We start from the raw sequence: 22141 nt of genomic DNA, 5'->3' as shown, positions 1-22141 counted from the left end.
GGCAGCATCAGATGGGAATAAGGGACAGGCAGTGGAGTCCGGGGCTGGGCCTGTTCGGGCTGATCGGGTACCACCTGCTGGTGCTGTCCGCCGCGCTCGTGCTCAGGACCGTCTACGTGCTGACCAGGCCGCTTTCCTGATCCCCGGCCCGGGGATCCGGGCAGGGACCCGGGTCCGGGATCCGGGCCCGGGGACCGGGTCAGACGCCCAGACGGCGGGTCAGCGGGCGGCGTCCGAGGACGAGCCCGACGCCCACCGCGAGGGCGGCGAGGCCCAGCACGAGGAAGTAGCCGGATCCGGGCACCCGATCGCCCGAGACCTTCAGCGCGTTGCCGCCGATACCGCCGCCGAGCGCGCCGGACAGCCAGAACAGGGAGACCATCTGGCTGGTGAAGGTGGCCGGGGCGACGGCCGTGGTCGCGCTCATCCCGACGGGTGCGAAGGCCACTTCGCCGGCGGCGAGCAGCAGGAAGGACAGGATGAGCCAGAGCGGCGAGACGAGTTTCCCGCCGCCTGCCCCGAGCGCGGCGAGCGCCATGACGAGGTAGGCGGCGCCGGTGAGGCTCATGCCGATGGCGTACTTCACCGCGGTCGGGATGCGGTCCCCGGCGCGGGTCCAGAGCCAGGCGAACAGCGGCGCGGTGACCAGCACGAACATCGGGATCGCCGCGTGGAACCAGCTGGCGGGCACGGTGGTGCCGAACATCTCCCGGTCGGTGGACTCCTTGGCGAAGAGCGTGAAGACGGACCCGCCCTGGAGGAACAGCGCCCAGAACACGGCGGAGGCCAGGAACAGCCAGATGTACGTCTTCACCCTGACCCGCTCCCCCGCGGTCAGCAGCGGGTTGCGGATCAGCCGCCAGAAGCAGATCACGGGCGCGGTCATGCACAGCAGCCCGATCAGCGCCATGACGTGGCCGATCTCGAAGGTGCCGAGGGCGGCGTCCGCTCCGTAGACGGCGAGCACGAGGGCGGTGGCGGCCAGGGAGACGCGCAGTACCCGGGTGCGCTGGGACGGGCTCGCGGCACGCTCGGGGGCGCCGCCCACGCCCTGGAAGTCGCGGGCGCCCCTGACGTACTGGATCAGGCCCACGGCCATGCCGAGGGCGGCGAGGCCGAAGCCGAGGTGCCAGTTCACTCCCTCGCCGACCGCACCCACGACGATGGGCGCGATCAGGGCGCTGACCTGCACGCTCATGTAGAAGATGGCGAAGCCGGCATCGCGGCCCGCGCGGTCGTCGCGGTCGTAGAAGGAGCTGAGGAGGCCCGCCATGTTCGGCTTGAGCATGCCGGTGCCGAGCGCGATGAGCAGCAGGCCGGGGTAGAAGAAGCCGGTGACCGGGACCGCCATGCAGAGGTGGCCGAGCCCGATCAGGATCCCGCCGTAGAGCACCGCGCGGTAGGTGCCGAGGACGCGGTCACCGATCCAGCCGCCGGGGACGGAGGCGATGAACACCGAGGCCATGTAGAGGCCGTAGAGCAGCGCCGCGTCCTCGTTGGACATGCCGAGGCCGCCGTTGGCGGTGGACTCCGTCGAGTACAGGACGAGGATCGCCGTCATCCCGTAGAAGCTGAACCGCTCCCACATGTCCGTGCCCCACAGGGTGACGAACCAGCGGGGGCGGCCCAGGAGTACGGCGCTGGGCCGGTGGGACGCGGGCGGGTCGATACGGGGTTGGGTCGGGGCGGCCATCGGTCTTCGGCTCCTCCGTGCGTACGGTCATACAGGCACGGTGAGAGATTCGCCCGAGCCCTTCGGGGACGGCTCGAGGACGGCTCGGGGGGTGCCGCGCCGGATGATCCGGCCGTCGGCCATCACCAGCACCTCGTCCATGGCCTCCAGGCCCTGGAGGCGGTGGGTGACGAGGATCAGCGACCGGCCGCGGGTGCTGTCGAGCACGTCGGCGAGGACGGCGTCGGCGGCTGCCCCGTCGAGGCCCTCCGTCGGCTCGTCGAGGAGCAGGACGGGCGGGGCGGCGAGGAGCGCGCGGGCCAGCAGGAGCCGTCGGCGCTGGCCGCCGGAGAGCCGGCCGCCGTCGGAGCCCACGAAGGTGTCCAGGCCTTCGGGCAGGCCGAGGACCCAGTCGAGCAGGCCGGCGTGGCGCAGCGCCTCGCGGATCTCGGCGTCGGTGGCGTCGGGGCGGGCGGGCCGCAGGTTGTTGCGGACGGAGGTGTGGAAGACGTGCGCGTCCTGGAGGGAGCTGCTGACGGTGCGGCGCAGGGTGGACTCCGGTACGCGGGCGAGGACTTCGCCGTCGAGGGTGATGCCGCCCCCGGCGGGGACGACCAGTCGGGCGATCGCCGCGAGCAGCGTCGACTTTCCGGAGCCGCTGGCGCCGATGACGGCGATCCGGCGGCCGGGGGGCAGTTCGAGGCTGACGCCGCGCAGGGCGGGCGGGGCATTCGGGGGCGTCGGAGGTGAATAAGAGACTGCCCCTCCGCCGGGTCCGCCCGCCCCGGTCCGCCCGCCCCGACCGGCCCGGAGGGCGGGTCGAGCCGCCGGCCCGGCGGTCTAGTGCTGTGGCCGGGAAGGTTTGCCGTGCCGGGCGCCGCGACCCGGTGGACCTTCCCGGTCACAGCACTAGGCCGGCTCTTTCGGATCTTGCCGGGCCCGCGACGCCTGGCACCGCGCCTGGCCGCGTTGTCGGGACGCCCGAGCACGTCCAGGACACGCATCGCCCCTCCGCCTTGCCAGGCACGGCACCAGACGCCGCGGGCTCGGCCGACAAGATCCGAAAGAGACGCCTAGGGGCAGTCGCCCGGGCGGGCGAAGAGGGCCACGCGGGCGCCGCGCAGGGCCGTCACCGAGCACAGGTCGAAGGAGGAGACCAGCGTCTGCCGCTTGACCGCCTCCGCCGGGTACCCGTCGAGCGGCTGGTCCGCGGGGTCCATCAGCGCCACCACCCGGTCGACGCGCGGGTCCAGCAGGGCCTTGCGGATCTCCTCCGGCGTCCGCTCCGCGCCCTGGAGGCTCCGCGAGGCCTCCGGGGCGCGGGACAGCGCGATGTCGCGCAGGGACGCGTAGAGCTCCGGCGAGGACAGGAGCCATTCGCGCCGCCGCGAGGGGAGGAACACCACCGCGTCGCCCGGGCGCGCGCGCTCGCGCACGGCCGCGGCCACGGCGAGGACGTCGTCCTTGCGGCTCTCCGGCGTGCGCAGCCACGCGGACCAGAGCCCGGCGGGGACGAGGAGGGCCACGACCAGCAGCCACGGCCACCGCCCGCGCGCGCCCGCGAGCCGCACCCCCGCGAGGAGGGCGAGGCCGGCGAGCGCGTAGAGGACGTACCGGTCGACGTACCAGGGGTGCACCAGCGAGACCGCCAGCAGCAGCCCGGGCGGCAGCAGGGCCAGCGGCAGCGCGACCCGCACGGGTTCCCGGGCGGCCCCCCGGGCGAGGAGCAGCGCGGCGGCCGCGAGCACCCCGTACGCCGCCCAGTCCTGCCAGGACGGCCGCCCGAGCCAGCCCAGCTGCTGCTGCGCCTGGCGCGCGCTGACCAGGGCGAGCGGCAGCAGCCCGGCCGCCACGGCCCCGGCGGCGAACCGCCAGCCGCGCGAGCGCCAGGCGGTGCACGCGTGCGCGGGCAGGGCCAGTACGGCGAACTCGTGCAGCCAGCAGCCCAGCAGGAGCACGACGGCGTAGGCGGCCCACCGCTCGCGCAGCATCAGGTACGTCGCCCAGACGACGGCCGCGGCGACCAGTGCGTACGAGCGCCCCTCCTGGGCGTACATCTGTACGGGCGGCAGCACGGCGTACACCGTCCCGGCGAACAGCGCGGCCCGCCCGGCCCGCCCGGACCCCGCGGCCCGGGCGGCGCCGTCGGCCCGGGCACCGGCACCGGCACCGGCACCGGCACCGGCAGCGGCAGCGGCAGCGGCAGCGCCGTCCCCGCCCGCCAGCCGGTGGGCGATCGCGGACACGCCCGCGGCCGCCAGGGCGGTGGCGGCGACGGACGGCAGGCGCAGGGCCCAGAGGCCGGTGCCGTCGGCTCCGGTGCCCGACAGGGCGAAGACCGCGTGCATGAGCAGGTAGTAGAGGCCGTGCACGGCGTCGACCTGGCCGAGCAGTTCCCACAGCCCGCCGAGCGGCCGGTGCGCGACCTGCCAGGTGACGGACTCGTCGCGCCACATGGATCCGCCGCGCGAGAGGCCCCAGAGGCCGAGGACGACGGCGGTCAGCGGCGGCAGCCAGCGCCAAGGGGCGAAGCGGCTGATGTCGGCCTCCGGGTGCTATCCGTGCGGGTGGTGCTGACTCCATACTCGGGGTTCGAGCCGGAATACCTGCGGGGGTGGGTCATGCGAGCGCGTGGATGGCGAGTGGGTTTGGCTGCGGTGACCGCGGCGGCAGCCGTGGCGGCGGGCCTGAGCGGGTGCTCGTCCGACGGCGGGGGCGGTTCGCGGAGCGGGGCCTCCACCACCCCCGGCGCTAGCAGTTCCCCTTCGACGGCGCCGGCCACGGCCGCGCCGGACCCCGGTCAGAGCCCGCCCCAGACCCCGGCCCAGCCCCCGGGCGGACCCGGAGGCGGGGCGGGGGGTGGCGGCGAAGTGGGGGCCCGCGTCGGCGGGGTTGTGCGGCGGGAACTCCGGGTCCCGGCCGAGGTTCTCGGGGTTCTTCGCGGTGCTCTCGGCGAAGCGGGAGTTGCCGTGCTTGTACGACGCGGTCAGCAGCTTCGCCACGAGGCGCGGGGTCAGCCGCAGGGGGCCGAGCCGGGTGCCGTTGCGCGCCCTGACCTCCTCCGGGGCCTGGAATCCGGCCTGGCTCTCGATGAAGAAGCCGAGGGTGATGCCGGAGAGGGCGACGGGCGCGTACACGGGCTTGCGGGCGGCGTCCGGATCTTGCCTCGGCCGAGCGACCGCTTTCTGCGCGGGTCCGGCGCGGCCGTCCTGCCCCCTGTGCAGGTCCGGCCCCCACTTGGGGCCACGGTCGCCGGAGCCCGGGGGGCGGGGCGGGGGCCCCCCGGGTCCGGACCTCGGCGCGGGCGCCGCCCTCGCCGGCTCCGGGCTGCTCGCCGCCTGCGGGGGCTCCGGCACGGCCGGCATGGACCACGGCTCCGGCGCCACGGCCGGCGGCTCCTCCGGCGCCGCGGTTCCCGGCGGCTACGTCGACCCGGCCGGCCCCGAGGTGCGGGCCGCCGAGGCCGCCCGCACGGCCGCCGGCCCGCTCACCGAGGTCCGGCTGACGGCCACCGCCACCCCGCTCGACCTCGGCGGCGGCCGCACCGTCCGCTCATGGGCGTACGGGGACCGACTGCCCGGCGGGGAGGTACGGGTCACCGCCGGCGGCACCCTGGCCCTGACCCTCGCCAACAACCTGCCCGCCGCCACCTCCCTGCACTGGCACGGGCTGGCGCTGCGCAACGACATGGACGGGGTGCCGGGGCTGACCCAGCGGGACATCGCCCCGGGCGGCTCGTTCACGTACCGGTTCGCCGTCACGCACCCGGGGACGTACTGGTTCCACCCGCACTCCGGGGTCCAGCAGGACCGCGGCCTGTACGCGCCGCTGATCGTCGAGGACCCCAAGGAGCCGCTCTCCTACGACAAGGAGTGGGTGGTCGTCCTGGACGACTGGCTCGACGGCGTGGACGGCTCCACGCCGGACGCCGTGCTCGCCGAACTCCGCAAGGGCATGGGCGCGAGCCCGGGCGGCGGCCACGCGGGCCACGGCTCCTCCGGCTCCTCCTCCGCAGGCTCCGACTCCGACTCCGACTCCAGCTCCGGCTCGCCCGCGCCGACCGCCACCGGCGGCCCGTCGCGCGTCCTGATGGGCGGCGACAGCGAGGTGCTCGGCAAGGACGCGGGAGACGTCGCGTACCCGTACTACCTGGTCAACGGCCGCATCCCGGACGACCCGTCGGTCTTCGCCGCCCGCCCCGGCGACCGGATCCGGCTCCGCATCGTCAACGCGGGCGGGGACACCGCCTTCCGGGTCGCCCTCGGCGGCCACGAACTCACCGTCACCCACGCCGACGGCTTCCCCGTCGAGCACACCGCGGCGCGCTCGCTGCTGCTCGGCATGGGCGAGCGGTACGACGTCCTGGTGACGGCGGGCGACGGGGTGTTCCCGCTGACCGCGCTGGCCGAGGGCAAGGGGCGGTCGGCGTCGGCGCTCGCCCTGCTGCGCACCGCTCCGGGTACGGCGCCGACCGCGGAAACCCGGCCCGCCGAGCTGTCCGGGCGGCCGCTGACGGCGGACTCGCTGAAGGCGGCGGAGCCGGTGGCGCTGGCCGCGCGGGAGCCGGACCGCACGGTGAAGCTCAAACTGACGGGCTCGATGGCCGCGTACGACTGGGCCTTCGACGGCAAGCCGTACGCGCCGGACCGGCTGCACGAGATGAAGGCGGGCGAACGGGTCCGGCTGGAGTTCAACAACTCCACAACGATGTGGCACCCGCTGCACCTGCACGGGCACACCTTCGCCGTCGGCGGCCGCCCGGGCGGGGTCCGCAAGGACACGGCCGTGATCTTGCCGGGCGGGAAGCTGACGGCGGACTTCGACGCGGACAACCCCGGCCTGTGGATGGTGCATTGCCACAACGTCTACCACGCGGAGGCCGGAATGATGACCGCCCTCGGCTACCGCCGCTAGTACTGCCGCCCGCTGGCGGGCCCGGCGCCGCGCGGCCGTTCGCGCGGCCCCGGGCCCGCACCGGGCCGGGGATGTCCGGGGCCGTGCCGCCCGGGCCCGAAATGCCCGGCGCGCAGGGCGCGGTCCATGAAAGGCTGGTGATCGTCACGCGCCGATTGCGACCTGAAGGATTCCCCGCCGGTATGAGCACCCCGCCGAACCCGCCCAGCACTCCGTCCGGCCCGCCGACGGAGCCCGCGGGCACCCCCATACCCGAAGCGGCCTCCATACCGGCGCCTTCGCAGCCCCTGTCGCTCGAGAAGCCCCCGGCCGACGCGGCCCCGGCACAGACCCCGGCACAGGCCGAGGCGGAGCCCGCCGCGGAGATCCCGGCACAGGTCGCGGCAGAGCCCGCGGCGGACGCCCCGGCGCAGGTCCCGGCGGAGCCCGCGGCACAGGCCCCCGCGCAGGTCCCGGCACAGGTCGCGGCAGAGCCCGCGGCGGACGCCCCGGCGCAGGTCCCGGCGGAGCCCGCGGCACAGGCCCCCGCGCAGGTCCCGGCACAGGTCGCGGCGGAGCCCGCGGCGCAGGCCCCCGCGCAGGTCCCGGCGCAGGTCCCGGCGGAGCCCGCGGCGCAGGTCCCGGCGCAGTCCTCGGCCGCTCCCGCTCCCCCGGTCCCCGGCTCCTTCGCCCCGGTCAGCCCCACCGCAGCTCCGTACCGCCGGCCCGGCGGCCGACGCCTCCGGGCCCGCGACCGGACCCGGCCTCGGTCCCGCGAGCGCCGTCGGGCCCGGCCCCGGACCGCAGCCCGGCCGGCCCCCCGCAGGGCTCCGCCGGATCGAGGGGCTGCTCCTCGGCCTCGCCGCGGGCGACGCCGCCGGCTGGCCCGCCGCCCGGCACCGCGCCAGCCGGATGCCCGAGTGGACCCGCCGGCTCACCCGCGAGCTCGACACCTTCGCCGAGCAGAACGCCACCACCACCCTCCCCGTCCCCATCGCCCTCAACCAGCCCCCGGAGCCGCTGCGCCTCGGCCCCTCCGACGACGCCGAATGGGCCGCGTTCGCCGCCGAGTCCGTCCTCAGCGCCGCCGGGGTCCTGCTCAGCGACCTCTCCCGGTCCCGCAGGATGCGCGCCGCCATCGACCTGGCCTGGAACGCCCTGGCCAGCGAAGTGGCCAGGGCGGCCGAACGCGCGCCCGAGGTCGAGTCCGCCGTCCTCCCCCTGCGCGCCCGGATCTCCGTCCGGGCCGGCCTCGGCAACCTCGCCGCCGGCCTGCGCCCGCCCGCCACCGGCCACGACAACCCGCACTACTTCGACGACGCCGCCTGCATCCGCGCCTGCGTGCTCGCCGTCGTCCACCCCGGGGACCCCCTCGCCGCGGCCGACCTCGCCGAGTTCGACGCCCGCTACACCCAGGACGGCGACGGGGTCCACGGCGCCCGCGCCATGGCCGCCGCCATCGCCACCGCACTCGCCGGCGCGGGTACGGACGCCGCCGTCGACGCCGCCCTCGAACAGCTCCCGGAGGCCACCGAGATCGGGCGCAACGCCCGGCACGCCGTCCAGCTCGCCCGCGCGGAGCCGAACGGCGGCGCCTTCGCCATCGTCCCGCTCCTGGAGCACCAGATCGTCGACCACGTCTACAGCTACGGGATCGCCGCCGCGGAGACCGTCCCCGTGGCCCTCGCCCTCGCCACCGCCGCCCGCGGACGGGTCGGCGAGGCGGTCCCGGCCGCCGCCTGCCTCTCGCGCGTCGCGGACTCCGCCCCCGCCCTCGCCGGCGCCCTCACCGGGGCGCTCGGCGGCGGCGACTCGCTGCCCGCCGCCTGGCGCGAGGCCTGCCGCACCCTCTCCGGCTGCGCCCTCCCCCGCCTGGCGGGCACCGACCTCGTCGAACTGGCCGCCCTGCTCGACCGTACGGAACTCACCTCACCGAAGCCCCAGCCCCAGCCCCAGTCCCAGCCACGGCCGCACCCCCAAGGAATGACCCGCACATGACGATCGACCCCACTCTCACCCTGGACGACAGGATCACCGGCGCCCTCGTCGGAGCCGCGGTCGGCGACGCGCTGGGCGGCCCGGTGGAGGGCTGGACCCCGCAGCAGATCGTGGAACGGCACGGCGGCCGCGTGCGCGGCATCGTCGGCCCGTGGCACGAGAACTGGCGCACGGCCCGGCCGATCGCCCCGTACCACAAGGGTGACGGCCACGTCACCGACGACACCCTCATGACGCACGCGCTGGTACGGGTCTACGCGGCCGTACGGGACCATCTGGACGCCTACGCGGTCGCCGAGCACCTGGTCCCCGATCTGATGGCGACCCCCCGCTGGATCCCCGAGCTCGAAGCCGAGGCCCTCCCCCTCCAGCGGATCTTCCTCGCCGAGAAGTGGATCGTGGCCCGGCTGCACTACGGCCACGTGGACCCGCGCGAGGCGGGCAGCGGCAACATCGTCAACTGCGGCGCGGCGATGTACATGGCCCCGGTCGGCCTGGTCAACGCGGGCCATCCGGAAGGGGCGTACGCGGAGGCGCTGGACGTCACCGGTGCCCACCAGTCCTCGTACGGCCGGGAGGCGGCCGGCGTCTTCGCGGCGGCGGTGGCGGCGGCCTGCGTGCCGGGCGCCACGGCCGCGTCGGTCGTCGACAGCGCCCTGTCCCTGGCCAAGGACGGCACGCACGCGGCGATCTCCGCGGTCGTCGAAGAGGCCGCCCGGCACCGGGACTTCGAATCGGCCCTGGCGCCGCTGCGGGCGGCGATCGCCCCGTTCGACTCGGTCGGCCCGGACTACCGCAAGCCGTCGCTGGGCGCGCGCCGGCCCTCGCGCCTGCACGCGATCGAGGAGCTCCCGATCGCGCTGGGCATGCTCCTCATCGCCGACGGGGCGTACGAGGGCTCCGTGCTCGGCGCCGTCAACTACGGCCGGGACTGCGACTCCATCGCCACCATGGCGGGGGCGATCGCGGGCGCGCTGTCCGGCGGGGCGGCGGTACCGGCCGCCTGGTCCAAGCAGGTCGCCGAGGCCAGCCGCCTCGACCTGCACGCCCCGGCGGCGGTGCTGGCCGCGGTGGCCCGCGAGGTCTTCGCCCGGGACCGCTCGCGCCGCCGGGCCCACGAGTCGGCCTTCGCCGCCCTGACGGCCCCGCGATGACGGCCGCTCCCCCGGCCCCGGGCCTTTTGATCTCGGCAACGGAGAAAATCCAATGTTCACGACCACCTGGCAGCGTCCGCTCATCCTGGCGGCGGTCTCCCTGGCCTTCTTCACCGGTACGGCGTGTGCCGCGCAGGCGTCGGAGCACCCCACCTCGGCCGGCACCAGCTCCTCGGTCGTCGCTGACCACCCGGAACCCTGCTTCAGGATCGGCAAGGGCGGCGAGGGCGGCAAGGGCGGAGAAGGTGGCAAGGGCGGCAAGCCCGGCGAGCCCGGTGAGCCCGGCAAGTCCGGCCGCTCCGGATGCCTCCGCTTCAGCGACCTGCCCGACAAGGACAAGTCCGACCTCTCGGTGGTCGACAAGGTACAGATCGTGATGATCCTGCTGGCCGACGACTCGGACGAGATGAAGGAGAAGATCGCCGACAAGTACAAGATCTCGGAGAGCCAGCTCGACACCTGGAAGCAGCAGTACGAAGACGGTGACTGGTTCGCCCTGATGGGAGGCGACTCCCCCTTCTCCCAGTGAGGAACCAAGGACGGTAAAGCTGGGGGGGAAGGGCTCCCCGGCCCGAATGGGCCGGGGAGCCCGCGTCTTTTCGGAACCGGAATCACCGGTGGAATCGGAATCAGTTTCTCGGCTAGGGAGAATCTCATGCGACTGCAGTCTTGGAAGTTTCGTATCGGTCTCGCCGTCTCGACCACCCTGATCGGCGCCGGCGCCATGGCGCCCGCCGCCATGGCGGCCCCGGCCACCACGGCGACCCAGGTCGTCGCGAGCCAGCAGCACGGCCTCGCCTACGGCGCCGGTGACGGCGGCCAGGGAGGGAACCGGCTCGGTACCGGAAAGGTGATCGGCAAGCTCAAAGCCGGCGCCGGCAGCGTCAACGTCGGCAACGGAAGCGTCCGCGTCGGCGACCGGGTCTGCGCCGGCCAGTGCGACGGATCGGTCAACGGCACCAACGGCGGCAAGGGCGGCGTCTGCGTCGGCCAGTGCAACGGAAGCGCCAACGGCGGCAACGGCACGACCGGCCCCGTGGGCGGCAACGGCACGGCCGGCGGTCGCGGCGGGGTCTGTGCCGGAGTGTGCGGCGGCAGCGTCAACGGCGGCAACGGTGGCAACGGCGGGGCCGCACGGCCCGGCGGCGACGGCGGCGAGGGCGGCACGGGCGGCGACGGCGGCATCTGCATCGGCATCGGCTGCCAGACCAGCGGCCAGGGCGGCCGGGGAGGCAACGGAGGTGAGGACTGACCCCCGCCGGCACGTTTTCCAAGGGCCCCGCGCACCGTGCGCGGGGCCCTTGCCGGGCACGCGGATGGATCACTCGATAGACTTTCGGGTACCGGAGAGCGGCCGGTTCGATCGACCGCACGCAGCGCTCGCCCGGTCGGCCGGGGTGCGGGGAGGCGCCTGATGGGCACGCCAGCGAACCGAGGCCTTCACACGGGCCGGGCCTCCGGCCTGATCGGCCAGGAGATCGCGGGCTACCGGATCGAGCGCCTGATCGGCCGCGGTGGCATGGCCGTCGTCTACTGCGCCAAGGACCTGCGCCTGGACCGTACGGTCGCGCTCAAGCTGATCGCCCCGGAGCGGGCCCGCGACGACGTGTTCCGCCGCCGCTTCACCCACGAGTCCCGCGTGGCCGCGAGGATCGACCACCCGCACATCGTGCCGATCTTCGAAGCCGGTGAGACCGAGGGCCTCCTGTACATCGCCATGCGCTACGTCGACGGCCCGGACCTCAGGGCCCTCCTGGACGGGGACGGGCTGCTCCCCGTGGCGACCGCCGTGCGCATCGCGGCCCAGGTGGCGTCCGCGCTCGACGCGGCCCACGAGCACGATCTCGTGCACCGGGACGTCAAGCCCGGCAACATCCTGGTCGCCGCCGGCACCGACAGCGACCACCCCGAGCACGCGTACCTCACGGACTTCGGGCTGACGAAGAGGGCTCTGTCGCTCACCGGGTTCACCACCGCGGGCGAGTTCGTGGGCACGCTCGACTACATGGCGCCGGAACAGATCGCCGGCAGGCCGGTGGACGGCAGGTGCGACGTCTACAGCCTCGGGTGCGTCGTCTACGAGTCACTCGCCGGCGGGCCGCCCTTCGAGCGCGACGACGTTCCGGCGCTGCTGTGGGCGCACCAGTACGACCGGCCGGCTCCCCTGGCCGAGAGGCGGCCGGGGATCGCGCGGGCGGCCGACGAGGTCGTGGCGAAGGCGATGGCCAAGGTCCCGGAGGACCGCTACGAATCCTGCCGGGAGTTCATCGCGGCCCTGCGCGCCGCCACGGCCACCGAAACAGCCGCCGCCGGGGCCGGGAACGGCGCCGACGAGCAGCGGGCCGGTCCGGCCGTGCGGGTGGATCGCAGGCCGCCCGGGATCTCGGGGAGGCGCGTACCGCCCCCGGAACCCCCGGACTGGGCCCGGCCGGTCTTCATGACTCCGCCCGGCGGGCCGTAGGCCACGCCGGGCGGTACTCGGTACAAGGGGCAGGGGGGCCCGGGCGCGGGCGGCCGCGCTGCTGATGCTGGCGCTGCCCGGGTCGGCGTACGTGTACCAGGGCGAGGAGCTGGGTCTGCCCGAGGTGGTGGACCTCCCGGACTCCGTGCGCCAGGACCCGGCGTTCGCCAGGGGCGAGGGACAGGACGGGCTGCGCGACGGCTGCCGCGTACCGATCCCCTGGTCGGGTACGCGGGCCCCGTACGGGTTCGGTGACGGCGGAAGCTGGCTGCCGCAGCCCGCAGACTGGGCCGGGCTCAGCGTGGCCGCGCAGACCGGCGACCCGCACTCGACGCTGGAGCTGTACCGCGCCGCGCTGCGGATCCGCCGCTCGCACCCCGCGCTGGGCGCCGGCGACGCCGTGGAGTGGCTGGAGGCCCCGGAGGGCGTTCTCGCCTTCCGCCGCGGCGACTTCACGTGCACGGTGAACACGACGGACGAGCCGGTACGGATACCCGCGCCGGGCACGGCCCTGCTGTCGAGCGGGGACCTCGCCGACCCGGACGTACTGGCACCCGACACGGCGGTGTGGTGGCGCGGGTGACCGCACCGCTCCGGCTGACGGACATCGCCGCGCAGGCCGAGGTCAGCGAGGCGACCGTCAGCCGTGTCCTCAACGGCAAGTCGGGCGTGGCGTCCGGCACCCGTCACAAGGTGCTGGCCGCCATGGACCTGCTGGGCTACGAGCGGCCGGTACGGCTGCGCCGGCGCAGCAACGGCCTGGTCGGCCTGCTGATCCCGGAGCTCACCAACCCCATCTTCCCGGCGTTCGCCCAGGTCATCGAGCAGGCGCTGGCGGGGCACGGCTACACGCCGGTCCTGTGCACGCAGACGCCGGGCGGGGCGACCGAGGACGAGCTGGTGGAGCAGTTGGAGGAGCGCGGGGTCACGGGCATCGTGTTCCTGTCGGGCCTGCACGCCGACTCCTCCGCCGACCCGTCCCGCTACCAGCGGCTCGCGGCCCGGGGCGTCCCGTTCGTCATGATCAACGGCTTCAACGAGCAGGTCCAGGCGCCGTTCATCTCCCCGGACGACCGCGCGGCGGCGGACATGGCGGTACGCCACCTGGAGGACCTCGGGCACCGGCGGATCGGCCTGGCCATCGGGCCGACGCGCTACGTCCCGTCGGCCCGCAAGGAGGCGGGCTTCACTGCCGCGCTCCCCTCGGCGGCGGCCGAGGGGCTGATCCAGCGCACCCTGTTCACGGTGGAGGGCGGCCACGCGGCGGGCGGAGCCCTGCTGGACCGCGGCTGCACGGGCATCGTGTGCGGCAGCGACCCCATGGCGCTGGGTGTGATCCGCGCGGCGCGCGAGCGGGGGCTGCGCGTGCCGGAGGACGTCTCGGTGGTCGGCTTCGACGACTCCCCGCTGATCGCCTTCACGGACCCGCCGCTGACGACGATCCGCCAGCCGGTGCGCGCCATGGCCACGGCCGCGGTCGGCGCCCTCCTCGAGGCCGTCGCCGGCACCCCGGTGCAGCGCACGGAGTACGTCTTCCAGCCGGAGCTGGTGGTACGGGGGTCGACGGGCCAGGGGCCGGGGGACTCGCCGCCCAGACGTGATCTCGATACCTGAGAGCAACGCGCAAACCCCACTCCACAGCGGGACGCGGTGTGGCGGCTCCCCGCAGGAACATGAGCCTGTAACCGAGGCCCACCCAGCGGGGAGCATCAAGATGTCCACCCAGAAGACCACCACGACCGTCACCCTGGCCACCCTCGGCACCGCCGTTCCCGCCTTACGGGCGTGGGGCGCCCGGGCCGCGCGCCCGGCGCTCGCCCTGCCGGTGGGCCTCGCCGCCCTCGCCCTCACCGTGGTCGGCCGCCGCCGGGCCGACTCCCTCCAGGCGTGGTCCAGCGGCGCCAGGATCCTGAGGGCAATGGCCCGCGGCCAGCGGGCAATAACCGGCCGAGTCGCCGGACGTCAGACGACCTGAGCAGGCGGAACCCTTCGATCGTCTGGATCTTGATTCCGAACGTCAAATGTTCTAACGTCGCGGGACTTCCCACCTTCCACCCGAAGAAGTGCCCATGCCTCGCCGATCGCCGGGCGAGATCAGGCTCCGGCTTTCACGCCGGGCCGACCAGGCTCCGCACCGACGGACAGCCGTGATCCGAGGGATCTCTGCGTCGACGAACGGGCAGCTTGCACACTTCGAGCGCAGTCGAGGTCTCCCGGTCGGCGAGGTCGCGCACGCGTTCCACCGATGGAGTTCCCTTGCCCGTAGGCCGAGGCGGGATCTCGCCCCGTTCTACGGATACGACCAGGGAAACCTCGAGTGCGGCTACTACAACGTCCGCACGCTGCTGGAGATAGTGCTCCACGCCCTCCCCAAAAGAGCGCGACGCGAACTGCACGCGCTCCTCGCTCCCGTGGACGCCCAGATCCTCCGACGCACGGCCCACAACCCCTTCGCTCCCCCCGACCTCCCCTGGTGGAAACGCCGAATCGAACTGTGACGCGGGGCCGTTGGGTTGGGGGCCGCCCGGGCCTGCCCGGTACTGCCTGCTCGTCGCACGGCCCAGCCCCTCGTCCCTCGCCCCTCGTCCCCCGCCCGCCGCTCGTCGCCTCGTAGGCTGGCCGCATGCTCTCCCTCCCGGCACAGGACCCGCTCGCCGTCGCCGTCACGTCGGCGATCCGGGCCGGCGACCTCGACGGACTCGGGCGGCTGCTGGCCGCGCACCCCGGGCTCGCCGGGGCCCGGATCGTGCGGCACGGCGAGGCGGCGGGCGAGCGCAGCCTGCTGCACATCGCCGTGGACTGGCCCGGGCACCGCCCCCGGACCGCGGAGGTGATCCGTACCCTCGTCGCGGCCGGCGCCGACCCGGGGGCCCGGTTCGGCGGCTCGCACGAGGAGACCCCGCTGCACTGGGCCGCGAGCAACGACGACGTCCCCGCGCTCGACGCCCTCGTCGAGGCGGGCGCCGACATCGAAGCCCCGGGCGCGGTGCTCGGCGGCGGCACTCCGCTGGCCGACGCGACCGGCTTCGGCCAGTGGCGCGCGGCGCGCCGCCTCCTGGACCTTGGGGCCCGCCCCACCCTGTGGGACGCGGCCGCCCTCGGACTGCTCGGCCCTGTAAGGGAGTTCGTCGCCGCGGGGGCGGATCCCGAGGAGGTCACCGAAGCCCTCTGGGGCGCGTGCCACGGGGGCCGACTGTCCACGGCCCGATACCTGCTGTCTCGAGGAGCGGACATCAACTGGATCGGCCACGGCTCCCTTACCCCCCTCGACGCTGCCCTGACCGGCGAGGACATCGCGCTCATCGACTGGCTCCGCTCCTGCGGCGCCCGATCCCGCGACGAAATTCTCGGCCGTCGACCACCGAATTGATTGGATCTCAGGCGGACGCCATGGCATGGTTGGACCCACCGAAGGGGTGTAGCTCAGCTGGTCAGAGCGCTGGTCTCCAAAACCAGATGTCGCAGGTTCGACTCCTGCCACCCCTGCAACGCGAGAAGTCCTGTGGCCCGGGCTCGACGACCAAGTCGTCGAGCCCGGGCCACAGGCGTTTCCGGGGCTCGGTGTGCGGTCTTGTACGCGGCGGGGATTCCCGGTATATGACGGGAGTTGATCGCGCTCAGGCGTGACGGAGATCCGGGGGGAACAGTTGCTCGGCGGACCCATCCCTGTGCCAGGCCATCTCGATCTGCCGCCCGATCGCCGGCGCCTCCTGCGGCGCTGGCTGCGCCTGTGGCGCTCGCGGAAGGCCCTGAAGGGGGTCACCCAGTGGATAGTGGACTGGGGACTGCCCATGGCCGTGTGCCTGGTGCTCCTGTACGTCTTCGCGGCGCGGGCGGGCAGCCCCAGCAGCGTGTACCGGGTGTTCACCCTGATCGACGCCCCGAAGCACGTGCTCCTGTGGCTGGCCTCGCTGGTCGGCTGGCTCCTGGTCCCGGCCATCATCGGTGGGTTCGCCGGCCATGTCATCGCCGAACGCATAAGCCGCGTGAAGTCGATCTCCACCAACACCCTCTTCCAGCGGCGAACGCTGCGTCAGCGGGTCCGCCTCCCCGGCCTCATAGACGATCTGGGGCCGTACTTCCACGGAACCCACGCACGGCAGGACTTCGTCGACACCTGGGTCCGGGTGGCGCACCGCAACGACTGGGTGAAGGCCCAGGACCACTGGGAGGTCTTCGTCAGGGACACGATGTCGACCCAGCAGTACGCTCATCTCGACCGGCACGAGTGCCTGCGGCAGGCGCAGAACACGGGCAAACTGGCCCTGGGCTTCACCGCTCGCGCGGGCCTCTGCATCGTGTGCGAAAGGAGGCGGTGATCCGTGCGCTCCGAGGACGCGGTCGAGATCGTGCGGGCCTCGCTCGCGCTGGCCCTTCCCACGGCCACGGCGGAGGGCGTCGCCCGGGCCGCGGAGACCATCATCCGGTGGGGGGCCGAGGGCGTCGCCGAGCAGCTCAACGCCCCGCTGACGGCCCGGATGCTGCTGGACATCCTGGAGGTGGCCGGAGTGGTCCACCAGGACTTCGACCCCGCCGAACCGGAGCGGTTCGTTCACGGAGTCGAGACCGCGGCGGAGTACCGGACCTGGTCCCGCACGGAGGGCATGGGCGCCCTCGCCTTCCTGCCCAGGCCCCCGGACGATCCGACGACACCGCACAACCCCGACGGCTCGCGACGGCCCGCGCCGTAGGGCCGATTCGGGTGCGGGCGTCGGCCGGGGTCACCCGTCTGGCAGAATCGTCCGAGTTATCCAGGCGGTGCAGGACAGGAAACCGGTGCGAATCCGGTGCGGTCCCGCCACTGTGACCGGAGCCCCGCGGGCGCCGGGAGTCAGACACTGACGCACCGCCTCTTCGATTCGACCGTTCGACCAGGGGACGCGGATCCCCCGGAGAGGCCTCGCCGTGCCGTCGTACCCCCGCGCCCTGCTGCGCGCACTCGTACCCGTCCCGCTCCTGATCACCCTCGCCGCGTGCGGGGACGTCGCCGGTACGCCGGACGCCGGCAGCCGGGCGATTTCCCCCGTCGCGCCCGCCGTGCCCGCCGTGGAGCCGCTCGTCTCCCTGCTGAGCACCCCCGTGACGCCCGGCCCGGTGCTCCAGGCCGGTCCGCCGACCGCGGGACCCGAGTACCTGGACCTGCCGCAGGCCGAGATCCCGGTGCAGACCGGGGCCCCGTGGACGGTGGAGCAGGCTCCGCAGGCCGCGGCGGCCCCCGAGCCGGCGCCCGTGCCTGAGCCCGTGGCGGCCGTCGTCGCCGCGGAGGCCCAGCCCGAGCCGCAGCCCGAGTCCCCGTCCGAGCCCCAGCCCGTCGTGGTCTTCGCGGCCCCCGAGCCCGTGGCCGAGCCCGCGCCCGAGCCGGCCCCCGCCGCCGTCGCCTTCACGGGCTCCGGGCCGGTCGAAGCCGAAGCCGAGGCCGCCGCGGAGCCCGAGGCCGAGGCCGAGCCCGTCGCCGCGGTCCCCGAGGCCGTCGTCGTACCGGCCCCCGAGCCCGCTCCGGAGCCCGAGCCGGTCGTGGAGCAGGCCGCGGAGCCCGAGCCGCAGCCCGCAGAAACGGTGGTTCAGGCCGCCGAGCCGACGCCGGAGCCCGAGGCCGTCGCGGCCGCGCCGGCCGAGGTACCGCTGGAGCCCGAGACCGCCTTCGAGCCCGCTGCCGAGCCCGCTGCCGAGCCCACCGCCGAGGCGGAAGCCGGCACCGGCCCCGCATCCGAGCCCGAAGGCGAACCGGCGCCGGAGCCGGAGCCGGAGACCGCCCCGGAGGCCGGGGCCACCGAGCCCGCGCCCGCGTACGCCGACGCCGAACGCGAGGCCGTGCTGCGCGTCATGCGCGAACGCCGTGACATCCGCAAGGGCTTCCGCAGCGACCCGATCCCGCACGAGGTGCTGCTCCGCGTGCTGGAGGCGGCCCACACCGCGCCCAGCGTCGGCCACTCCCAGCCGTGGGACTTCGTCGTCATCAAGTCGGCCGAGACCCGCCGCACGATGCACGAGCTCGCCGAGCTCCAGCGCGAGGCCTACGCGAAGTCGCTGCCCAAGGGCCGGGCCAAGCAGTTCAAGGAACTCAAGATCGAGGCCATCCTCGACACCCCGGTGAACATCGTCGTCACCGCCGACCCCACCCGGGGCGGCCGCCACACCCTCGGCCGCCACACCCAGCCGCAGATGGCCCCGTACTCCTCGGCCCTCGCCGTCGAGAACCTTTGGCTCGCCGCGCGCGCCGAGGGCCTGGGCGTCGGCTGGGTCAGCTTCTTCGACGAGCGCGAGATGGTCCGCGCGCTCGGCCTGCCGGAGCACCTGGAGGTCGTGGCGTACCTGTGCGTCGGGTACGTGGACGAGTTCCCCGACGAGCCCGAGCTCGCCCAGGCCGGCTGGTCCCAGCGCCGCCCCCTGTCCTGGGTCGTGCACGAGGAGACGTACGGGCGCCGCGCGCTGCCCGGCGAGGAGCCGCACGACCTGCTCTCGGAGACCGTCGCCGGCATCCGCCCGCTCGACGCGAAGGCCCTCGGCGAGGCCTGGGAGCGGCAGAAGCGCATGACGAAGCCGGCGGGCGCGCTCGGCATGCTCGAGATCATCTCGGCGCAGCTGGCCGGCCTGTCCCGGGTCTGCCCGCCGCCGATCCCGGAGCCGGCCGCCGTCGCGATCTTCGCGGGCGACCACGGCGTGCACGCCCAGGGCGTCACCCCGTGGCCCCAGGAGGTCACCATGCAGATGGTCGCCAACTTCCTCGGCGGCGGCGCGGTCTGCAACGCGTTCGCCAACCAGGTGGGCGCCGAGGTCTGCGTGATCGACGTCGGCGTCGCCGGGGACCTCCCGGCCACGCCGGGGCTGCTCCCGCGCAAGGTCCGCCCGGGCACGGCCGACCTCTCCGTCGGCCCGGCGATGACCCGCGAGGAAGCGGTCGCCGCCATCGAGGTCGGCATCGAGACGGCCCGCGACCTCGTCGCCGCGGGCAACAAGGCGCTGCTGACGGGCGAGATGGGCATCGCGAACACCACGGTGTCCGCGGCCCTGATCTCGGTCTTCACCGGTGTGGACCCGGCGGAGGTGACCGGCCGCGGCACCGGCATCAACGACGAGACGCACGCCCGCAAGGTCGAGGTGGTCCGCCGCGCCCTCGAGCTCCACCAGCCGGACCCGGCGGACCCGATCGGCGTGCTGGCGGCCATCGGCGGCCTGGAGCACGCGGCGATCGTCGGCCTCCTGCTCGGCGGCGCCTCCCTGCGCACGCCGGTCATCCTGGACGGCGTGAGCGCCGGCGCGGCCGCCCTGGTGGCCCGCGCCATCGCCCCGGAGTCCCTCTCCGCCTGCATCGCGGGCCACCGCAGCGCCGAGCCGGGCCACGTCGCGGCCCTGAACAAGCTCGGCCTGCGCCCCCTGGTCGACCTGGACCTCCGCCTCGGCGAGGGCACGGGCGGCCTGCTGGCCCTCCCGCTGGTCCAGAGCGCGGCCCGCGCGATGCACGAGGTGGCGACCTTCGACTCGGCAGGCGTGACCGAGAAGTAACCGGGCCCGACCGCGTGCAGCACCCCCAGATCGGCCGCCTGCGCCATCCTGGCCAGTCCGGCCCGCCGTTCCGCGTCCGGGTGGGGGAAGGGCCTGCGCAGGGCCGGATACAGCCCGACCAGGTCCGCGACCCGCCGCGCCGTCGCCATCCCGAGCGGTCCCTCCGCGAGCCGCGCGCCGAGCCGGGCCCGAGGTACGCCGTGCAGTGCGCCCGCGAGCACCCCCGCCAGCCGCGCCTCCCCGGACCTGCGCTCCGCCAACCCGTCGATCCGGTCGGCGACTTCGGCGACGATGCCCCCGACCGCATCCGCATCCGCATCCGCATCCGCATCCGCATCCGGAGCGGGCGCGAGCGCGAGCGCGGGCGCGTGCGCGGCCGCGTCGAAGCCCAGGGCGCCGAGCAGCCCCGCACCGTCGGGCTCCGCGCCCGACCGGACGTCCCACAGCGCGGCCTGCGGACCGAGTCCGTTCGGCACCACCGCCGCGTACATCCAGTGCGTGTCCGTGGCCACGTGACCACCCCGCACCCACTTGGCCACGCAGCGCCCGAAGTCGGAGCGGTCGAAGCCCGCCGCGGTGCGCACGACGTAGCCCTCCTGGCGTGCCGTGTCGATCCGCAGTCTGCGCAGCGCGCGCTCGTCGAAGACGCCCCGCCAGAGCACGCGGGGCCCCGGCACGCCGAGTTCGCGCAGGAAGCCCGCCGTCCGGTCCCAGTCCAGGCAGTGGTCGCCGTCCCACACGGAGAACCCGTAGAACCACGAGTCGAGTTGCTCGTACGCGAGCGAATGGCGGGCGTACACGTTCTCCCCGCAGACCCGCCGGCCGGCCGGTATCCGCGCCCCGATCCGGCTCTGCAGGCCCTTCACCCAGGCTCGCGAGGGATGGTGGCCCGAGTCGAGCGAGCGCGCGTGCAGGCCGTTGGAGTACAGGGTGGTGTTCTCCCCGTCGAGCTTCTCCGTGACCACGACCTCCCGGCCGGCCAGGGAGTCGAGCCGGGTGGTCCGCACGTCGTCGGAGCTCGCGCCCGGGGACCACGGCAGATGCGGGGTCCGGGGGTAGTGCGTGCGCATGGTCCGCTCCTGCTCGACGACGGTGGGTTCCGTCACTGTACGGAGGCCGAAAGCGGCCGGACCAGCGAATATCGGGAGCCCCCCCCGCCCGTCCGGCACCTCTCTTCCGTACCCGGCGGCAGTGTGCCGACGCACCCGCGCGCCGGCGCACTGCGCGTCGGCGCGGGCCCGGCTCAGTAGCCGATCGTGAACCGCTTGCCCGGGTGCGCGTCGCGCTCGATCTCGTCGACGAGGGCGACGGCGTAGTCCTCCGTGGAGATCAGGCTGTGGCCGTCGTCGTCCACGACGAGGTCGTCGCTCCCCAGCCGGTACGTTCCCGTCCGCTCGCCCGGCTCGATCCGGGCGGCCGGGCTCAGGCAGGTCCAGCGCACCTCGTCCGCCGGCACGGTCAGCAGGAAGTCGAGGGCGTCCCCGTGGGCGTGCATCACGGCGAGGACCGGCTCCGGGATCCCGGCCTGGTCCCAGACCAGCGGTCCGCCGGGGGTGCGCAGGGAGCCCGCGCCGCCGACGGTGACGACGCGCGGCCCGGGCCCGTCCGCGCCGAGCGCCTGGACGCCGCCGACCAGCGACTTGGCGGCGCTCACGAGCGTGCCGGGATCCCCGGGGCCGGGCCCGTAGGCGCTCACCACCACGTCCTGCCCGGCCGCCGCCCGGCTCACGGACGCGGGGTCGAGGACGTTGCCTTGGACGACCGCGGTCGCGGCGCCCGCGTCGGCCTCCGAGAGGCGTGCGGGATCACGGACGACGGCGGTGACCTGGTGCCCGCGCCCGGCTGCTTCGCGCAGCACGCGGGATCCGATGGTGCCGGTCGCGCCGAAGAGGGCGATCTTCGCCATGGCGACTCCTGGGGGTGGAGGCTGTGGGGACCCCGGCCGGGGCCCGCCGGGCCCATCCAAGCGAATCCCGCCTCCCGCGCCCCGCAGCGCCACGCGGTCAGCGCAACGCGGTCAGCGGCACAGCGCCACGATGGCCGGGTCCACCGTCCCCCGCGCCGCCGCGCACAGCGGTGCCATGTCGTACGTACGGTTCGGCGCCGGCCGGGACCCGCGGGCCTTCGCGGCGGGGGCGGGTGCCGGGGCCGGCGCGGGCCGCCCCGTCCTGGCCCGCCGGGGCCGCTCCGGCCGGAGCCCGGGCGAGACCGGCTTCGCCCTGCTCCGCTCGCGGGCGGCCGGCGCGGGCCGCGGGTCGGCCGCCGGAGCGACGGCGCCGGCAGCGGTGTCGGCAGCGGTGTCGGCACCGGCTCCGGCATCGGGCGAGGGGGCCGACGCGGGGAACCCCGGGAGCGGGCCCAACGGCCGGGCCTCGTGGTCCGGGGCCGGGTCCCGGCCCCCCCGCACGCCCGCCGGGACCCGGCCCCGGACCACGAGGCTGTCCCCTATACACATCTCCT

The 22141-nt window shown here is 74.9% G+C and carries 17 protein-coding genes, 1 tRNA gene, 3 pseudogenes and 1 riboswitch; of the genes and pseudogenes, 14 read left to right on the top strand and 7 right to left on the bottom strand.

Annotation, left to right across the window (positions count from 1 at the left end):
* Positions 1-199: 199 nt before the first annotated feature.
* The 4 genes from DRB89_RS41525 to DRB89_RS43520 all read right to left on the bottom strand — a co-directional run bounded on the left by DRB89_RS41525 (position 200) and on the right by DRB89_RS43520 (position 4809).
* Positions 200-1693, bottom strand: coding sequence for an oligopeptide:H+ symporter (locus DRB89_RS41525; protein ID WP_112451432.1), 1494 nt, complete (start codon positions 1691-1693; stop codon positions 200-202).
* Between the two features lie 27 nt (positions 1694-1720).
* Entirely contained in the window at positions 1721-2341 is a 621-nt protein-coding gene (locus DRB89_RS41520) for an ATP-binding cassette domain-containing protein (protein WP_239516945.1), read from the bottom strand.
* A gap of 404 nt (positions 2342-2745) precedes the next feature.
* Positions 2746-4128, bottom strand: coding sequence for a hypothetical protein (locus DRB89_RS41515; protein ID WP_112463771.1), 1383 nt, complete (start codon positions 4126-4128; stop codon positions 2746-2748).
* Between the two features lie 99 nt (positions 4129-4227).
* Positions 4228-4809 carry a hypothetical protein gene (locus DRB89_RS43520; RefSeq protein WP_162688954.1) on the bottom strand — a complete coding sequence of 194 codons (582 nt, stop codon included), beginning with the start codon at positions 4807-4809 and terminating at the stop codon, positions 4228-4230.
* A 100-nt stretch (positions 4810-4909) separates the two neighbouring features.
* Here DRB89_RS43520 and DRB89_RS41510 point away from each other — a divergent pair, with 100 nt between their 5' ends.
* The 14 genes and pseudogenes from DRB89_RS41510 to cobT all read left to right on the top strand — a co-directional run bounded on the left by DRB89_RS41510 (position 4910) and on the right by cobT (position 19681).
* Complete coding sequence (locus DRB89_RS41510) at positions 4910-6586, top strand: multicopper oxidase family protein (RefSeq protein WP_239516675.1); 1677 nt, start codon at positions 4910-4912, stop codon at positions 6584-6586.
* 816 nt (positions 6587-7402) lie between these two features.
* Positions 7403-8563, top strand: a complete 1161-nt coding sequence (locus tag DRB89_RS41505) for an ADP-ribosylglycohydrolase family protein (RefSeq protein ID WP_112463770.1) — start codon at positions 7403-7405, stop codon at positions 8561-8563.
* Positions 8560-9717 carry an ADP-ribosylglycohydrolase family protein gene (locus DRB89_RS41500; protein WP_112463769.1) on the top strand — a complete coding sequence of 386 codons (1158 nt, stop codon included), beginning with the start codon at positions 8560-8562 and terminating at the stop codon, positions 9715-9717. The genes DRB89_RS41505 and DRB89_RS41500 overlap by 4 nt, the downstream gene beginning before the upstream one ends.
* Before the next feature lie 52 nt (positions 9718-9769).
* Entirely contained in the window at positions 9770-10246 is a 477-nt protein-coding gene (locus DRB89_RS41495; RefSeq protein WP_112452981.1) for a hypothetical protein, read from the top strand.
* 126 nt (positions 10247-10372) lie between these two features.
* Positions 10373-10969, top strand: coding sequence for a hypothetical protein (locus DRB89_RS43515; RefSeq protein ID WP_162688953.1), 597 nt, complete (start codon positions 10373-10375; stop codon positions 10967-10969).
* A gap of 162 nt (positions 10970-11131) precedes the next feature.
* Positions 11132-12178, top strand: coding sequence for a serine/threonine-protein kinase (locus DRB89_RS41485; RefSeq protein WP_112452983.1), 1047 nt, complete (start codon positions 11132-11134; stop codon positions 12176-12178).
* A gap of 40 nt (positions 12179-12218) precedes the next feature.
* Positions 12219-12761: pseudogene (locus DRB89_RS41480) on the top strand (DUF3459 domain-containing protein); the annotation flags it as partial.
* Complete coding sequence (locus DRB89_RS41475; protein ID WP_239516673.1) at positions 12758-13792, top strand: LacI family DNA-binding transcriptional regulator; 1035 nt, start codon at positions 12758-12760, stop codon at positions 13790-13792. The pseudogene DRB89_RS41480 and the gene DRB89_RS41475, both read left to right, overlap by 4 nt.
* Before the next feature lie 100 nt (positions 13793-13892).
* Positions 13893-14153, top strand: a complete 261-nt coding sequence (locus DRB89_RS41470) for a hypothetical protein (protein WP_112452546.1) — start codon at positions 13893-13895, stop codon at positions 14151-14153.
* Between the two features lie 648 nt (positions 14154-14801).
* Positions 14802-15548, top strand: coding sequence for an ankyrin repeat domain-containing protein (locus DRB89_RS41465; RefSeq protein WP_112452577.1), 747 nt, complete (start codon positions 14802-14804; stop codon positions 15546-15548).
* Between the two features lie 42 nt (positions 15549-15590).
* Positions 15591-15664, top strand: a tRNA-Trp gene (locus tag DRB89_RS41460).
* A gap of 182 nt (positions 15665-15846) precedes the next feature.
* Positions 15847-16497, top strand: coding sequence for a DUF6313 family protein (locus DRB89_RS41455; protein ID WP_239516672.1), 651 nt, complete (start codon positions 15847-15849; stop codon positions 16495-16497).
* Positions 16498-16500: 3 nt separating this feature from the next.
* On the top strand, positions 16501-16869 hold the full coding sequence (locus tag DRB89_RS41450) for a hypothetical protein (protein WP_112452576.1): 369 nt from the start codon (positions 16501-16503) through the stop codon (positions 16867-16869).
* Between the two features lie 37 nt (positions 16870-16906).
* A riboswitch (cobalamin riboswitch) is annotated at positions 16907-17039 on the top strand.
* Positions 17040-17083: 44 nt separating this feature from the next.
* Positions 17084-19681, top strand: a complete 2598-nt coding sequence (gene cobT, locus DRB89_RS41445) for a nicotinate-nucleotide--dimethylbenzimidazole phosphoribosyltransferase (RefSeq protein ID WP_239516670.1) — start codon at positions 17084-17086, stop codon at positions 19679-19681.
* An 8-nt stretch (positions 19682-19689) separates the two neighbouring features.
* Here cobT and DRB89_RS41440 read toward each other — a convergent pair.
* The 3 genes and pseudogenes from DRB89_RS41440 to DRB89_RS43510 all read right to left on the bottom strand — a co-directional run.
* Positions 19690-20751, bottom strand: a pseudogene (locus tag DRB89_RS41440) (RNA ligase family protein); the annotation flags it as partial.
* Positions 20752-20924: 173 nt separating this feature from the next.
* Positions 20925-21587: an NAD(P)H-binding protein gene (locus tag DRB89_RS41435; protein ID WP_112452987.1), complete on the bottom strand. Its 663-nt coding sequence runs from the start codon at positions 21585-21587 to the stop codon at positions 20925-20927.
* Between the two features lie 111 nt (positions 21588-21698).
* Positions 21699-22141: pseudogene (locus tag DRB89_RS43510) on the bottom strand (hypothetical protein); the annotation flags it as partial.

Origin of the sequence: Streptomyces sp. ICC4 (genome assembly GCF_003287915.1) — a bacterium.
Lineage (GTDB): Bacteria > Actinomycetota > Actinomycetes > Streptomycetales > Streptomycetaceae > Streptomyces > Streptomyces tritrimontium.
Note: the sequence above shows the minus strand (reverse complement) of the source record. Positions and strands in the feature narration are given on the sequence as shown.